This is a genomic window from Sphingomonas paeninsulae, from assembly GCF_003660165.1.
Classification (GTDB): domain Bacteria; phylum Pseudomonadota; class Alphaproteobacteria; order Sphingomonadales; family Sphingomonadaceae; genus Sphingomonas_O; species Sphingomonas_O paeninsulae.
In genome coordinates, this window is the sequence record NZ_CP032829.1 from 2,543,556 (window position 1) to 2,559,505 (window position 15,950).

The following is a 15,950-nucleotide window of genomic DNA, read 5'->3' on the forward strand; positions in this document are numbered from 1 at the left end:
TGACCAAAACAGCCCTATTTAACGGGCGTGTTCTGGTCGGGGTTTCCACTCTTTGCATCGTCCAGCGAGTAAAGATCGTCATTGCCAGCACCGGTCACAGGTTCGTCGATCAGAGGCTGGTCGATAAAACCTTTGAAATCCTGGAACTGAATCAGCGCGACGGGCAGCAATTGTGCGCTCGACGCGAATTGCTCGGTCGCGTTTTGGATCGTGTCGCGGGCGATGCTGATTCCGGGATCGGGGATGACGACAACGGTGTTAACACAAGCGCTTGCTGCGGTGATCGTGCAGCCGTTGATTGTCGACAGTGGGTCGAAGCTTCCCGGTGGTGGTGCCGAAGAAGGGTCGCTGCCTAAACCGAGGATGTTGACCCTCGGGATCAAGTCCGTACCAGTGTAATAACCAGTTGCTGCCCCGGTAGTGGGAGAGAACATGACTTGCCGCCCATTGATCGCGATCTTGATCGGGGTGCTGCCTGATTGGACGATCGTCAGGCCACCGCTGCCAACCGTGAAGCCGCGGCGAGCGCCATAGTCGATGCCGGTCGCCGTCGTCGCAGCGCCGGTGTTCTGGATGTAGATGCTGTTACCGACGGTCGCGACGATGGCACCGGCCGCGAAATAGCCATTGTCGCGTGCCGATAGACCATCGTTCATGCCGATGCGGTTGCTGGCCGCCGTCAGGTCGCCAGCCGCTGCAACATCCGTAAGGGCGCTCGCCGAGCCCGCAATGATGTCCGCCGATGTCAGCGCGAGCGTGCCAGCGAGCGCGCCGCCCGTTGCCGTCATCATCACCGAACTGGTCGGCAATGCTTCGATGGCGTTATTTGCAACGATTTCAAAGCGATTCGAGCTGTTCAGGTCGGTAAGCACAACTGGCCCGACAAGGCGCAACTTGCCAGCAGTCTGCACCCTGAAGGTTCCGCCGGAAAAAGCACCGCCGGCGCCGCCGCTGAGGTTCAGCGTGTCGATTATGACGTCCGGCGCATTGAGATTGATAGATGCCGGTGTTTGCATCCCCGCCGACGCACCGCTGTGTGGCAATGGCGCGAAAACCGCCAGGTTGTTCGATCTGACACGCTGCAATTCCGCATTGTCCAGCACATAGCCGGACGCAGCGCCGCTACCGCCGATCGTTGTTGCGCTTGTCGATGTGTTGGTGAAACTAACCTGCGTCGTCGTCCCTGCCGTACCGATGGTCGCATTTGGCGTGATTATGATGTCGGTCGATCTGAAACTGATCGTCGTGCCGGTAATGACGCCATTGATGGTCGTGGCACCATTGCCCTGACCGCGTCCTCCGGATTCGAACTGGAGTGAGCTTCCGCTAATGGTGGCGAACGGCGGCACTCCTGTTCCGATCAACGGGTTCTGATGATCGACGCCGATCGTAGTCCCGGCATTGATCGTGACGGAGCCATTCGCCAACAGAGAACCTGCGCCGACCGCATTTACATTGACGGTTCCGGAACTGGTCAAGATGACATTGCCGGCAACCGAAAGCGGATTGTTCAATGCAAAGGAGATCGCTCCGCTGGCGTCGGCACCGTCAACTGTTCCTGCGTTCGCGACGAGTCCTGCGAATTGCATCGTCTGCCCCGCATTCGTTGGGCCAAGACTGCCGAACGAAATCGAGCCGAAATTACCATTATGTACGGCGCCGATGGACTCGTTCGTGATTGCATCCACCGTTGCAGATACCAGACCGAGGTTCATGCTTCCCGGCGAGGCCCCGACCGTGGATGTCGTGAATGAGATCGTGCCACCGGCGCTTCCTGCGTTGGGCACGCCCAGGAAGGCGGTATCGAGTCCATCCGGTCCGTTCGATCCGTCGGCTCCCGCTACTCCAGGGATCGGTTCGAAGCCCGTTCCCGGTCCCGGCGCACCGCCTGCTCCGCCGAGGCCGCCGGAACCTCCGCTACCCCCGCGGTTTTGAGCATCCTCGCCTTCGGTGGCGAGGTTGGCAAAGCCTGAATGACCGATTGCAGAGGTCGTCAGGTCGCCGGTGACGATACTGCCCCCGTTCGCTGAAATGACGATGTTGCCGCCAACACCATAGCCAGCGTTACCGTTCCCGCCGGCATCTCCGCCCAAGCCGCCAAGACCGCCGTTGCCGCCTGCGCCGCCGTTCTGGTTGGGGCCACCCGCACCGCCTACACCACCGTTGCCGCCACTGCCGCCGACACCGCCAAAACCGCCCAGGCCACCATCGCCCCCGATCCCATTCGCAGACAATGCCATGGTACCCGCCGAAACGACGCCGAGATTACTGGCTTCGATGGTCAGCGTGCCAGCCGTTCCGACGCCGCCAACGCCACCGATTCCGCCATTGAAGCCGACCAGTCCGGTCGTCCCGTCACCCCCGACTCCACCAGGCATTCCGTCAGAGCCAGTGCTTCCACTTCCGCCAAGACCGCCTTGGCCACCGGTCCCGCCGCCGCCGCCTATAGCAGTAACACCGTATCCAAACTCCGAGTTACCAAAGATGAGTTGCGCATTCGCACCGGTCGACCGAAGCGTCAGGTTTCCCCCGACAGCGTTGCCGCCCGTGCCGCCTGAGCCGCCGGTGGCCTGGAGGTCGGCATCGCCGCCGCTGCCGCCCTGACCGCCGAAGCCGCCCGCATTGAAAGAGAGCGGATATGGCGACAGATCGAGCATCGACTGATTGGCCAGCACGGTTATGTTGCCGCCGGTTCCGTCGCCTCCGCGTCCCCCGTTGTATCCTCCGCCCGATGATTGTGCGTCGCCGCCATTTCCGCTCGCATCCATGTTGAATTGTGGGAATTCACTGATGAATGACAGCGACCCGTTGTCAGCGAGTTCGAAGCTTGCGTTTCCGCCCTTCGCATTGCCGCCGTTAGCCGATGCACCCTGATTGCTATAGCCCCCGCTTCCGCCATAAGCGGCCGCCGAAATCGTGATGACGTTTACCGACAGGTTAGTCGCAGAAACCGTCAATCCGGCGGTCCCCCGGTTCCCATACCACCCGCGCCCGCGGCACCGTAAAAGGCACCGTAGCCGCCGATTCCTTCGGCCGAGAGCGAGATGGAATTCAGACCATTTACGGTACTCGCGATATTGACCGCGACCGTTCCACCCATTGCATCAGCGGCGGCGACCGTCGTCGCAGTTCCACCCTGATCGATCGATGAATAGCCCGAACCGCCGGCATATCCGTCTGCGGTGGCGGTCAGTCTGCGGATTTGCGAAGTACCGCCCGTGATGTTGACGATCACATCGCCCGCGCTTGCATCGCCGCCTTTACTGGCAACGATGTTAGACGCGCCGCTACCGGTTTGCGAAGTTCCACCGTTGCCGCCGGTCGCCGTCGTATCAGCAGTGATGGCGCCGAAACTGGAATTCCCGCCGGTGATCGCGATCGTCACGTTGCCGTCACTTGCGCGGCCACCGTCGCCGCCGCTTCCGCCGAGCGATGATTCGATGTAGCCGCCATCCCCCCCGTTGCTTCCGGCAAGCGCCGTCAGGTTCGATGTATTGAAAGCACCACTGGCAACAAACCCGATTGTTCCGCCGACTCCTGCGCCGCCAGCGCCGCTGAGAGTGCCCCCATTGGCCAATCCGCCGCCGCCACCCGTCCCAACAGCTTCCAGTTGCAACGCTCCCGTAAAGCTGCCGGACGATGCGTTGAAGGTAATATTGCCGCCCTTACCGGTCCCACCAGTACCGGCATCGCTGCCGTGCCCGCCATATCCGTTGGCCGTCATCGTCATGCTTGTTCCGACGACGCCTGCGTTATCGGCGAGAAACGACGTGGTTCCACCTGTGCCCGCGCCGCCGGTTGGCGCGCCATAGCCATATTCGCCGCCCGTTCCGTTCGCGGTCAGCGAAAGGTTGGTTGCGGTCAGGCCCGCGCCCGTCGTGTTTTGGAGAACAATCGATGCAGTGCCGCCCTTTCCGATTCCGCCGAGGAGGTCCGATCCACCGCCGCTGCCGTTCGCGGTCAACATCGTATCGCCCAACAGCGTCATCGAGGAACCTTTGACCACAATGGACGAAGTACCACCGATGCCGGTGCCGCCGGCACCCGATTGCGCCAACAAGCCAGATCCGCTGGTGTCGAGTGTCGTCTTGCCATTGACCGTGAGACTTGCTGCGGTCCCACTGAGCCAATCCGCGGTTAGCGAAGCCGTGCCACCGGTTGAGCCGTCGACCGACACGGATGTGAGCGCCAGATTGCCACCAACGGTCAGCACGCCCCCATTGGTTGCGTTTAGCTGGGCCGATGTATTTCCGAACAGGGTGACGTTCGAGGAAAACGAGAGCGGTGTGCTCGCCGATCCGGATGAGCCGAGCACGTCACCATTGGACTTTGCCGTCACCGAGGAGGTGAAGCCCTCAAGGAGTTCACTCCCGAATAAAACGGGCGCACTCCCGATCATTTGGATGTTCGTGACGCCCGAACCGACCGGCGTGAGAGCTGTTGGATTGGAATACCCGCCCAGCAACACGACCTGCCCATTCTCAACCGACGCCGATGATGCCGGTGTATAGCCGATCAATCCTGACAACAGCAGCGAGGTGATCGCGTTATTCTTGCTGATCGCGGCGATTGTGATGTTGCCGTTACCGGTTTGCGCAGGACCGGTTGTGATTCCGGTGTGTGTTATGGCATTTGCTGCGGTTGTGCCGGCAACGAAATTGATGTTGAACAGCCCGGCATCGATGCTGATGTTCGCCTGTTCGGCCGCGACATATGCAACCGACCCATCGACGTTTACCGTGCCAGCCTGAACGATGATCGGTGCCACGACCGCAAGATAGCTGCCGGGATTGTTCAACTGGATATTTGCACCATTCATGATGGTTACGCCGGACCCTGCGGGTGAAGCTGCGCCCACCGTGCCGAAGTTGATTGTGTTGCCCGAGCTCAGCAGTCCGTTCGGGCCAATTTGCAACTCGGCCGTCGACAGAACCAGATTCCCGACGTTAAATGATCCTGTGCTGCCGACGACTATGCCGCCCGGCGAATAAAACCAAACCGATCCTCCAATTGGCCCATTGTTTGGCGCAGATATTCCTGGGTCGATCGTGGAAGACACATTCCCGTTGATTGCGATAGCGCGGCTCGTGTCAGTTGGGATAACCCGATTGAGCACGATAAAATCCGCCGGCCCGACGAACATGGCACTCGTATTGGGCTTCAGAAACTCTATCGTACCGGTCGTGTTGCTATCACTTGGTATCCAGTCCAGCACAGTCTGACCGCTCGTCACAACGATCTTATCGGCGGCCGCCATCTGAGACGTACGCGCAGCATCGATAGCACCGGTTGTTACCGTATAGGTGCCCTGCAAAGCCTGGTTCAGAAAGACCTGCGCCCCGGAGTTCGGGGAGTAAGCGGTTGCGCCGATCGAAAGCGCAACGGCACAGCTACCGAGCAAGTGATGGCGGGATACACGCGACATGGCAGTGCCTTTTACAGAAGGACGGTTCATCAGTGGCGGCCCCAGGGAAGCAATTTTGCGGTCAGCGAAACAAGGAAGCGCGTGTCACCGCGCTGGATTTGCAGTCCCGCTGCGCGGAATGGCACGGCTATACCCGCGTCCGCCTGAAACCGGTCGCCAAATGCCACACGCGCACCGCCGCCGCCGGATTGTAATTTCTCTGGATACCGGATCGGTGAGGTGGGGTCGTGATCCCATGCCCATGCCGCATCGATAAAGCCATAAGCCTGAATCGCGAGGTCTTTACGCGAACGCGGCACCATGCTTCCCACAGTGATTTCGCCACGCACACCGACGCCAGAATCGCCCAGCAATGTACCGGGATCGAACCCGCGACCGATAGTGTAATTGCCTGCAGAAAACTGTTCGTAGCTGAGCAGCGCGTGGGGCGCATATTGCGCTCGGGGCTGGAGGCTGAAACCGATCAATGGAATGGGGCGGAAGGTAACATTTGCGCTTCCACGCATCACGAATGCCGAAGGGTCGGCGATGATGCGGCTGCTTTTGATGGAACCGCAAGCGCGGGGATTTCCGCGACAATCGGGGCTGGCGTCGAATACATCCATACCTTGCCGCAATTCGAGCGATCCGCCGACCGCCCAACGCGGTTCGCTGATCGAATAGCCAGTCGTCCCTGCAATGCTTGCAGGATCGACCGCCTGATAATCGAGCCGTGCATAGCCCACGCGAAGCCGGTCGCGAGACAGGGGGATCGCGCCCGTCGGTCCGATAAGGCGGCTTGCCTGATTGATGAAATCCACGCCACCGCTCAGAAATAAATTGTGCGACTGTCGCCGGATCAACGGATAGCGCGCGCGCAAGGTGGCGACCAAAGTACGAGACCGCAGCGTGAAGTTGGGAATGGTAGGGTTCGTCCATGCGTAGTTGAAGTCCGCGCCCAGCGTCAGCCCTTCACGCCCAACCCGGATTTCCTCCGATAGCTGCGCGACCTGCTGCTCCTTGAAGTCGGCGGTCGAGAAAAATCCGATTGTGGTGCGGTCGCCCATGCCGAGTAGGCCGTTCAGCCGTAATTGTGCGATACCACCAAAGCGGCCGACTTCGCGCGAACCGAGGTTCTGAACATTGACGTCCAGTTCGACGGGGGTGCGCACGACCTTGACCTCGCCGATGACTTCGCCGGGAACTGTTCCGGCGGGGCGCAAAGTCATGCGCACGTCGAAACCGGGGAGGTCACGGGTCAGCAGCAAATAACGCTCAGCCGTCAGAATGTTGAAAACCGGCTGTTCCTGAATTGCAGTCAGGTAATGCTGGATCAGCGGTTCGGATTTTCCGGCGTCGCCGCGAACCTGAAAACCGACGAGCTTGGCGATCAGAACATCGAATTTGACGACCCCGTTCTCGATCCGCTGTGGGGGACTTGAACGGCGGCAAGATAGCCCGCGCGGCGCAGGATCGTTGCCGCGCGGTCACGAATTTCACACACGCTGGCGATCGGCAATGGTTTGCCGACCATGTCGCGATAGGCGGGGCTTAGCAGATCGGCTGGGATGGCGCCGAGGCCACTGAACTCCGCCCCGGACAGCGTTACGTTGATATCTTTATAGGCGGGGTCTGCGAGCGGGCAGGGCGCGCGCTCTACTTCGCCTTCTACGGTAATTCTTGCGCCCCGTGGTGGGGCAGTATTTATCGGCGCGCGCTGTACTTCCTCGCGCGTAGGAACACCCGGGACCGATTGAGCCAAAGCCACGCCAGGCCAAGCTGAAAGTATAGAAGCCGCTAATAAAGAAGGCGTAACAGATCGCATATCGTCCCCCAAACGGGTATCGTCCAAGTCCGACCCCGCGCCCGGCAAATTACCGGATCATTGCTGATCTTCCCCGACGGCCCCGAGGACTTCAAGCGCGGATTATTTGGTCCGTCACCTTACAATTGGCTATCATCTGGATTGCCAATTTACAACCGTATGCCGCTCCAACGATTGTCGGAGCGCGTTAAACCCAATGTATTCAGGAGCCTGCTGCAACCAGCATATCGACCTGATGCGAACATCCTTTTTCGATCAGCGCAGCGGCGATCGTATCGGGTGTCGTGCCGGGATTTCCCACGGTTTCGATCCGCACGCTAACCGGCTTGGCAATGCCCGGCCCGCTCAGCCAATAGTCGGAAGATGTCGTAATCGGCATGTCAGAGACCGGCCACGAACGCACACTTTGCCCAACAGCAAAGGTCAGGGGCACGGCCTTGTGGTCGCTACCGCGTGTCAGGGTCAGCGTGACGGCATTGGTCATCGACTTGCGCCACAATGTCGCTTGGCTGCGGTCCGCAATGCACACCGTTCCGCTACGGGTCGTGTCGATGTACCAGAGGTTCGGGCTGTTGGCCTCAACCGTCGTGCCGCCACGAACCGCTCCGGTCCTGACCTGCCGCGCTCCTGCGTTCCGGATCAGCGAGGTCAGCGCCGATGGTGCGGCAGACGCGGTTCGCGTGGCGCTAAGGTCGATGCTAGCCGGTCCGGTCAGCGTCCGTGTTCCTCGGCCATCCAGCACGACCAGCGTGTCGCCCGCACGTAAAGCAACCCGTCCGGTTAACGACTTGCCGGGAGGGTAAGAGCCTTTTGACGGACCATCTGCACGGATGACGATCGTTCCCGCCAAGGCTGTTCCCGCGATCCCCACGGCCAATGCGGCAGCAGCAAGTTTCATCGTTTTATTAGTCCAGGACATAATAGCCTCCGTCAGACTGGTTGTTTGTGCGATAAACCAAATTACGAACCGCAGCGTCATCTGGATGCTGATCGGCGTAATTTTTCAATTCCTCGATAGCCACCGGCTCCCGCTTTATTGCGCGTGCGACAATGTCCGCAAAGCGCGCGCGTTCGTCAGGGGTGAGGTGCGGCGCGGGCTCGAATACATCGATCGGGGTCGACCGCCCGCGCAAGACGACGCACCCAAGCGGTCGATACCAATCCAGCCCGGACAGTTCGGCAGCTTCCCTGCTAACCAGCATCCGGGTTTCTAATTGTTTGTTCGCTGATTCCAGCCGCGCCGCCGTGTTCATGCTATCACCCAGCGCAGTATATTGGATGCGTCCTTCACCACCGAAATTTCCGACAATCGCTTCGCCGTGATGCAGGCCGACGCGGGTGCGACCAATGGTCGGGACGCCATCAGGAACATTTTTGCGGAACACTTCGCCAGCTTCGTACATCGCCCATGCCGCACGTCCAGCGCGTTCCCCATCGTCGGGCCGCGCAATGGGCGCTCCCCAGAACGCCACGACGGCATCGCCGACGAATTTGTCGATCGTGCCACCGTGATCGAGCACGATATCCGACAGCGTTTCAAGATAAGTGTTCAACAATGTTGCGACCATTTCCGGTTCGATCGCATGACTTAGCTTTGTGAAACCTTCCAGATCGGTAAACACCACGAAAATTTCTCGCTTTTCACCGTGCAGCTTCAATCCGTCGGGATCGCGCAGGATTTCGGCTGCGATGTCACGCGGCAGATATTTGCCCAGCGCTGACTGAGCGAACTTGCGCTGTTCCGATCCGATAGCCCGCGCCGCTGTCCCAACGGCGGTAAAGGCCAGTATCCAGCCGACGACCCAGCCGAACACCGGCAATCCGTAGGTGTCGACCAGATGTTGCTGGAGGTAGAACGGCAGATAACCGATCAGGGCAATCTGGAGCGCCATAAGTAAGGCAAGCGGTGTCGCACGCATGTTGCCCAGCGCCGTGACGACCCCAGATCCAATTGCTGCAACCGCAGCCAGCCACAGAGCCCACGATGGGATGTGCCTCGGCAATCGATTATCGAGCTGTTGCGCCAGCATATGCGCAAAAATATCGAGACCCCATGTCTGCTTGCCCGTCGATCGGGTGAGGGGCGTAAGGAACAGGTCGATATCCTGAATATGTCCACCGATCAGGACGTGACGCCCTCTGATCTGATCGGCAAACATCGCAGCCGCTTCGGGAACGGCAAACATTGCGTCGTCGGCGAAGGTCTGGATCGGTATGACCGAAAACACCCCGCGCTCAGAATCCCTGGGTTGGCGATATTCGACGCTGCCCGTAAACTTTTGAAATGCCGGGTTTGCCGGTGACATTGCGTTCGGCAGGATCGGGGGCAAACCGTTCGGGCGCGGCGGCCAGCGGCGCAACACATTGTCGGCGTCCGCTTCCAGTCTGATGCTGGATGCGTGGACATTGCCCGGTGCGACATCGCGGAGAAATTGTTCGACGAACTTCTGCTGCGAATAGGTGGTTTTCTCCTCCGCCGTCGCACTTGACGCATACGCAAGCCAAGTGGGAGTCTTCATACTGCGGAAGGCTTCGACCAGCGCAGGGTCTTCGGCCTGTGGCTGATCGATCAATATATCTATGCCGATGGATTTCGCACCCATCGTGTCGATCCGCTTCAACGCTTTGGCGAGCACCGTCCGATCGACCGGCGATCGTTTGCCTGTCAGTCTCAGCGTGTCTTCGTCATAGACAACAAGCGCGATGCTCTTGTCCTGATCGACCATTGGGGAGGCAAGGGCACTGCGGAAGTCGAACAACACCCCCTCGGCGTCGAGCACGAAGGGGGTTCGCCAGCTAAATCGTGCGATCAGCAACGCCAGTACGAGAAAGATCGCGGTCGTAATCAGTCGCGCGGGACCAAGCTGCCGCGCAACCCGTCGTCGCCGACGTGCGCCATCGGATTGACGCCGAACCACTACCAACGATTTTTCAACGTGCTGTAATCAGTCGTTGGCCGCCATCGCCGACAATTGCGAACCCCGACCAATAATAGGGGTGCGAAGTTTTTACGTCGTCCATCAGTTTGCGTTCGGCTGCTTCCAATGCTTCTCCAACGGTCGCGTTCTGGCCGCCCTGAAACAGTCCCACGATCAGCGTTTCGGTCGCATTGAAATCGTCGGGTGCGGGCCAGTGGCTCGCCAACACCGACCGGCCACCAGCGCCGATAAATGCACGCACCAATCCATCGAGCGCATTGCCGCCGCCGGTCGTGACACCGGCCTCTCGCGTTGCCGCAATCGTTGCCTTGCCCGCTGTATCGCAAGCCGACAGAATAACGAGGTCGGCATCGATCTTCAGGTCGTAAATCTCGCGGAAAGATAGCAGTCCGTCCGATCCCGCACCGCCGAAGCTGGTTAGCAGGGCAGGGCGCGCGGGACATTCGGGACGGGGGGCCGTCACTAGTCCATGCGTTGCAAAGTGCAGAATACGGTAGTCGCTAAGATCTTTGCGCGCCATGACCGCAGTGTCTGTAAAGGCATTGCCGATCACTATGCTTGACTGGTTCGCTCCAGCCAGCGCGCTTGCCTCGCGCAATTCCGTGTCCGCTATCGGCTTGTTCCATTCGCTGATCGGCCATCTGCAATCTATTGCTCCAGTCTCGCTGGCACTTCGCAAATACGCTGAACGGGACGTGTCGTTGATCGGGGCGTTTTGACCAAAGCCAAGATATTGCAACTTGGCGACCGAAGCGGGTGCGCCGCGCGCATCGCGGAAAGCACGGGCGGCAACGGCAGTGCTGATCGCTGCGTTACGGCCCAGCCACGCCGTCCCGCGGAAATCGAACTGATCCGCATCCGGTGTACGCGTTCGGGCGGTGTAGCGATCTACACTTGCCTGATCGGTGACCAGCAAATTGATCGGCAGACGGAGCAACGCGCCATCCGGTTCAAAAATCAAATGCCGGATACTCGCCATCCGATCGGCAACCGGACCGAACAATGCGACATATAGTCGGTGCGCGCCATCTATGTCGAACGGGTAGGTATTGAGTTGGCCGCCCTCATCTTTCACGATCGTATCGCGCAAATTATCGACCGCCGTGTCGAGATCGTCGGGCGAAAGCGGAACACGCCACGCAGTCGCGTGATCATTCGTCGCATAGAGCCCGTAAACTGAGCGTCCAACGGCGGTGACTTTGTAATAAGCTTCGCCGGACCTCAGCGTTGTCTGCAATTCAGGCAGCGTCAACACGCTGGGCGTCAAGGCGCGATATTGCGGATAGCTCGCCAGTTGAGCCTGTGTTGCGACCTGTTCTGCGCCATATTGCGCCAGATTTGCGTTGGTCGCAGCGATCGCGGTATCCACGTCCGTGGTTCGATTTGTTGTAGCGACGAGGTTGGCGAGTTCGATCCTGCTCCGCTCGATATCGCGGTCCAGTGTCCGTGCCTGCCTGAACAACCGCGAGCCGTCGCCGGTGCCTTCGCTCAGTTCGCGTGAGAGGATCGCCTGAGTATCGGCAACGCCCGGTCGCACCAGTGTTTGCGTTGCGAGAAAGAAATCGGTGACCAACGCGGGGTTGGCGGGCATCTGGTCGACCAGAAGCTGGAAATAGGGGCTGAGCAAATTTCCAAGGCCGGTCACGGGAGTATGGGTATCGGCAGCGGTTTGCACAACGGTACGGAACTGCGCCATCGCCGCTGTAACCTGACCATGTCGCGCCAGATAAGCGGCGAGCCGCGCACGCGCGCCATTCACGGCAACCGTCAGCGGATAGCGTGTTTCGAGCAGAGCCAGCGCGGCTCGCATTTTGCCCTCGCCCCCGCTCACATTGCCCGATGCTTCCAGAGCAAGTCCTGACTCCGCCAGTATCTGGGAACGCAGCCGCGTGATTGACAGTACGCGGCCCGCTCGTACCACCACAGCCTGCGCCATCGCCGCATCGAGTGCAGCTCGCGCCTCGACGGGCTTGCCTTGCAGGCGCAGCAAAGTCCCGCGGATCTGTAATGCCTGCGCGTCGATGATCTGCGCGCGTTCGTCGGGCGTTAAAGTAGTGGAATCGGTCGCACCCAGGCGCTGTGCCACTGGTACGCCGGCATTGATTTCGGCAGCCACCTGAGCCCCGATCTCGATTGCGCTTCCCGGTTGCCCAATGACCCGCTCGATAGGCGCCACGGGGCGATCCAGAACGTTCAGGGCGGCATCGTAGTGCTGCTGATTCAGTTGGTGCAACGCTTCGAAATTGCGCCGCAACCGAACCTGTACGGCATCGTTCGTCGGGATCAGGTTTGCCTGCGTAAACAGCGCATCGGCTTCTGCAAAGTCACCGAGGTTCGATTTTTGCAGCGCACGGTTAATCAGATATTCGCCCGCATGGTCGGCTTCAGCCGTTCCCTTTGCCGCACGATTTTCAAGGGTGTCGAAAAACTCCGCAGCTTCGGCGTAATCGCCACTGTTGTTGCGGCGATACCCCTCTGCCAGCGCCTGATCGGGATCGAGAGTGCCAGCTTGTACGCGCGCGAACGCTACGGGATCATCCACCGAAGTCGTTGCAAGAGTCACTTTGCCTGCAACGATGCGATCGGCGACGACGGTGCGCAGTCCCAGTTTCAGAGCCGAATCGTAACCATCCAACCCTTCGGCGACCCAGAGAACCGGCCCTTTGCGATACGAATAAACCCTATACCCGACTGCCGCTGTTTTCAGTTTGCAGTGCTTTACCGCAACATTCCCCAGATCCTCGATCGCTTCTGTCGAGTCAGCGGAACAATCGACTTCTCCGGACCGTGCCGCAGCCAGCCTGGCTTCTGCATTGTCACCACGCAAAGCGCGTAATTTTCCGACAGGCTGGGCGGCATCGCGACATACGATCGCCCAGGATCGGTCGAACATATTGGATAATGCTTTGTCGTGACTGCGTGTCTGTACCTGACACAACACACCGCCGCCGCTGCCGAGCGGAAAGCTGTCCAAAAGGCTGGGCGAGGCAGCCAGTGAAGGGGTAGCGCCCGTGGCGCAAACAGCCAAAGTTGCTGTAGCCAATAAATGCCGAAAAACGCTGCTGTCAGACACGTAAATCCCCCCGCTTCACAGTCAGCACGGCCAGAGTTTGCTCTGCACCGCAGTGAAAATTGCGCGCCCCCAAAGGTCCGACGAATCAGTCCTTTATGGAGGTCTTTCTACACCGGTCGATCACGTTGTCGAACAATGATGCTCAAGAGTGCCTTAACCTTCCGAAACCTTCTCACAGGCAGAAGATCGTTTGGGTCGGGTGCCAAAATGTGCTTCGCCGCGCGCCTCTGCCAACGCTGCCTGACGTTGTCGTTCGGCAAATCCAGCCAATTCAGCATCGTCGCGCGATCCGTGACAGGCCGCACAACTCACGCCCTCAACGTATAAGGGTGATTTGCGCCCCTCGGCGTTCAGCGGTTTCCTGCAAGCATGACAAATACTGTGCGTGCCGGCGACCAGCCCCGATCCGACAGCGACTCGCTGGTCAAAGACGAAACACTCGCCCTCCCACATACTTTCGGCAGGGGGCACAGTTTCAAGATATTTCAGGATACCGCCTTGCAGGTGATAAACTTCATCAATGCCTTCAGACTTGAGGAACGCGGTCGATTTCTCGCAGCGAATCCCGCCTGTGCAGAACATTGCGACCTTGGTCTTGCCAGAAGTTACCGCTTCCCGGTTTTCCCGAAACCACGCCGGAAAATCGCCAAAGCTTTGCGTCTTCGGGTCGATCGCCCCCGGAAAACTGCCGATAGCCACTTCGTAATCGTTGCGCGTATCGATGACGACGGTGTCCGGATCGGCGATCAGGGCATTCCAATCCGCAGGCGCTACGTAATATCCAGTGCCGCTCAAGGGGTCGATATCGGGCTGGCCCATCGTGACGATTTCGCGCTTTAACCGCACCTTCATGCGATAGAATGGCATCATCGCTGCCGACGAATATTTCACTTCCAGTTCCGAACAGCCGGGGAGTGTACGGACGTGGGCGATGACCCCTGCGATCGCCGCTTCCGACCCTGCGATCGTTCCGTTAATGCCTTCGGGGGCCAGAAGGATCGTCCCCCGCACGTCCGCGCAAACTTGCTCAAGTGGCTCGCGCAATGCTGCGCAATCCTCGAAACGGGCAAAGCGGTACAGCGCCGCGACCTGAACTTCGGTATTCGTCATTTTTCGGTGAAACGCTTAACCTTGTTGGGCAAATCCTTGCCCTTGGTCCGCCGTGAGGGGATCTGGACCGGGTTTTTTTTCTTCCACTCGGCCCATGTCATCGGACCCTCGGGCGTTTCGATAATCTGATCGTCCAGAGATTCGGTCATCGGTTCAAAGCCTTTCGCGTTCTCAGCGGCCAGTCAGTTATACCGCCAGCGAACAGCGCCCACCAGATGATTACCGGCTGAAACAAAAGGCGGGGGCCGTGATACCACCAACCAAGTTTGGTGTGCCCAATCGCGATACCTTCCAGTGCGTGCTTGATGTTCGCTGGAAAAACGCAAACCGCATAGGCTGCAAGCATGATCCCAGCCAGATAACGTAGCCGCTTTGTCATTAGGGCAATGGCGCCCAGAATTTCACAGAGGCCGGTAATCAGTATGACCCGATCGGGATAGGGCACCCAAGCCGGCATGATCGCCAGAAACCCGCCCGGCGAATGAAGGTGCACATAGCCGACGAACGCATAGATGACCGCCAGAAGACAGCGCAACACCGTCCGAATCCGCTCAAGGCGTGGATCAACTGGCGAGGGGGAGGGGGCGATCATATGAGCCTCCGTCGTTGGTTCGGCATCCAAGTGCAAGGCTTGAACGCGCAAACACGATGCCATTTCAAGAGGCGCTATCGAAATCGAAGCGCGCTTGAAGGTTGGAGGCCCGACCGGGAATCGAACCCGGGTGCGAGGATTTGCAGTCCTCTACGTCACCACTCCGCCATCGGGCCAACCGGACGCGCCTCCTGCAAGCCGCAGAGCCTACTGTCAACTCACTTGGTAACTTGCATGACAACTTAATCGGGATTGCGACGACGCCGCTTGGCTGACGCGACGGTTCACGATATAGGCGATTGCCGCACTGTATTGCATGACCAACACAGCTATGGCATCAAGCCAGAACAGGTGTAACCGAGATGTTCGATCAATGACCGCAGACCGCTTCGAATCAATGCGCCGCGCGATGGTGTCGAACCAGTTGCGCACCACGTCTGTCGACGATCCCCGTGTCGTCGATGCGATGGCCCGTGTTCCACGCGAGGACTATGTTCCAGCCGACCGACGTGACGTTGCTTATACCGATATATCGATTCCCCTCGTAAACGGTCGCGCTTTAAATTCGCCGATGGCGACCGCCCGGTTGATCAACGAAGCGGGGATTACTGCCAGCGATCATGTCCTGATCGTTGGGGCGGCTACCGGCTATGCCGTCGCGGTCGCAACCTTACTCGCGAAATCGGTTGTCGGCCTTGAGTGTGATGCCGCGCTGGCGACGGCTGGTGACGTTGTCGGTCCTTTAGAAGCTGGTGCTGCGGATCATGGTCCGTTCGACGTTATCGTCATTGACGGTGCGGTCGAGGAGGTGCCCTCGGCGTTGATCGACCAGCTTGCTCCCGGCGGCCGCCTCGCCACCGCAACGATCGAGAATGGTGTTACCCGGCTTGCTGTCGGTCGCCGCGGAGGGGCTGGGTTCGCGCTCAGCGCATTTGCCGATGCCGATGCAGTGGTCTTGCCCGGATTCGCCCGACCACGCGCATTCGTATTTTGAATTTGGGGGTTTT

Annotated in this window: 11 protein-coding genes and 1 tRNA gene; 1 reads left to right on the forward strand and 11 read right to left on the reverse strand. The window is 59.5% G+C overall.

Annotated features, from left to right (window positions below):
• Window positions 1-14: 14 nt before the first annotated feature.
• The 11 genes from D3Y57_RS17960 to D3Y57_RS18005 all read right to left on the reverse strand — a co-directional run bounded on the left by D3Y57_RS17960 (window position 15) and on the right by D3Y57_RS18005 (window position 15,119).
• The gene (locus D3Y57_RS17960) at window positions 15-2,957 is read right to left on the reverse strand and encodes a beta strand repeat-containing protein (RefSeq protein ID WP_162987192.1); all 2,943 of its coding nucleotides are present in this window, start codon (window positions 2,955-2,957) and stop codon (window positions 15-17) included.
• Window positions 2,954-5,425 carry a beta strand repeat-containing protein gene (locus tag D3Y57_RS17970; protein WP_162987193.1) on the reverse strand — a complete coding sequence of 824 codons (2,472 nt, stop codon included), beginning with the start codon at window positions 5,423-5,425 and terminating at the stop codon, window positions 2,954-2,956. Before D3Y57_RS17970 ends, D3Y57_RS17960 begins: the two co-directional genes overlap by 4 nt.
• Window positions 5,426-5,454: 29 nt before the next feature.
• Window positions 5,455-6,672 carry a ShlB/FhaC/HecB family hemolysin secretion/activation protein gene (locus tag D3Y57_RS17975; protein WP_239025920.1) on the reverse strand — a complete coding sequence of 406 codons (1,218 nt, stop codon included), beginning with the start codon at window positions 6,670-6,672 and terminating at the stop codon, window positions 5,455-5,457.
• Between the two features lie 122 nt (window positions 6,673-6,794).
• Complete coding sequence (locus tag D3Y57_RS21030; protein ID WP_239025921.1) at window positions 6,795-7,166, reverse strand: hypothetical protein; 372 nt, start codon at window positions 7,164-7,166, stop codon at window positions 6,795-6,797.
• Between the two features lie 265 nt (window positions 7,167-7,431).
• Window positions 7,432-8,148, reverse strand: a complete 717-nt coding sequence (locus D3Y57_RS17980; protein WP_121154810.1) for a hypothetical protein — start codon at window positions 8,146-8,148, stop codon at window positions 7,432-7,434.
• Window positions 8,135-10,147, reverse strand: coding sequence for an adenylate/guanylate cyclase domain-containing protein (locus D3Y57_RS17985; RefSeq protein WP_121154813.1), 2,013 nt, complete (start codon window positions 10,145-10,147; stop codon window positions 8,135-8,137). Before D3Y57_RS17985 ends, D3Y57_RS17980 begins: the two co-directional genes overlap by 14 nt.
• A gap of 13 nt (window positions 10,148-10,160) precedes the next feature.
• On the reverse strand, window positions 10,161-13,241 hold the full coding sequence (locus tag D3Y57_RS17990; protein ID WP_239025922.1) for a CHAT domain-containing protein: 3,081 nt from the start codon (window positions 13,239-13,241) through the stop codon (window positions 10,161-10,163).
• Window positions 13,242-13,394: 153 nt separating this feature from the next.
• On the reverse strand, window positions 13,395-14,351 hold the full coding sequence (gene trhO, locus D3Y57_RS17995) for an oxygen-dependent tRNA uridine(34) hydroxylase TrhO (RefSeq protein ID WP_121154815.1): 957 nt from the start codon (window positions 14,349-14,351) through the stop codon (window positions 13,395-13,397).
• Window positions 14,348-14,500 (reverse strand): hypothetical protein, encoded by a 153-nt coding sequence (locus D3Y57_RS20285; RefSeq protein WP_162987194.1) that lies wholly within the window; start codon window positions 14,498-14,500, stop codon window positions 14,348-14,350. Before D3Y57_RS20285 ends, trhO begins: the two co-directional genes overlap by 4 nt.
• A complete protein-coding gene (locus D3Y57_RS18000) occupies window positions 14,497-14,943 on the reverse strand; it encodes a DoxX family protein (RefSeq protein WP_121156162.1) in 447 nt (148 codons plus the stop codon). Before D3Y57_RS18000 ends, D3Y57_RS20285 begins: the two co-directional genes overlap by 4 nt.
• Before the next feature lie 102 nt (window positions 14,944-15,045).
• Window positions 15,046-15,119, reverse strand: a tRNA-Cys gene (locus D3Y57_RS18005).
• 197 nt (window positions 15,120-15,316) lie between these two features.
• Between D3Y57_RS18005 and D3Y57_RS18010 the strand changes: the two genes are divergently transcribed.
• Window positions 15,317-15,937 (forward strand): protein-L-isoaspartate O-methyltransferase family protein, encoded by a 621-nt coding sequence (locus tag D3Y57_RS18010; RefSeq protein WP_121154817.1) that lies wholly within the window; start codon window positions 15,317-15,319, stop codon window positions 15,935-15,937.
• Window positions 15,938-15,950 lie beyond the last annotated feature (13 nt).

Bases quoted from the DNA above. Each gene is read 5' to 3' on its own strand.
- D3Y57_RS17970 (WP_162987193.1), bottom strand. From the start codon at position 5,425: ATGTCGCGTGTATCCCGCCATCACTTGCTCGGTAGCTGTGCCGTTGCG.
- D3Y57_RS17980 (WP_121154810.1), bottom strand. From the start codon at position 8,148: ATGTCCTGGACTAATAAAACGATGAAACTTGCTGCTGCCGCATTGGCC.
- trhO (WP_121154815.1), bottom strand. From the start codon at position 14,351: ATGACGAATACCGAAGTTCAGGTCGCGGCGCTGTACCGCTTTGCCCGT.
- D3Y57_RS20285 (WP_162987194.1), bottom strand. From the start codon at position 14,500: ATGACCGAATCTCTGGACGATCAGATTATCGAAACGCCCGAGGGTCCG.
- D3Y57_RS18000 (WP_121156162.1), bottom strand. From the start codon at position 14,943: ATGATCGCCCCCTCCCCCTCGCCAGTTGATCCACGCCTTGAGCGGATT.
- D3Y57_RS18010 (WP_121154817.1), top strand. From the start codon at position 15,317: ATGACCGCAGACCGCTTCGAATCAATGCGCCGCGCGATGGTGTCGAAC.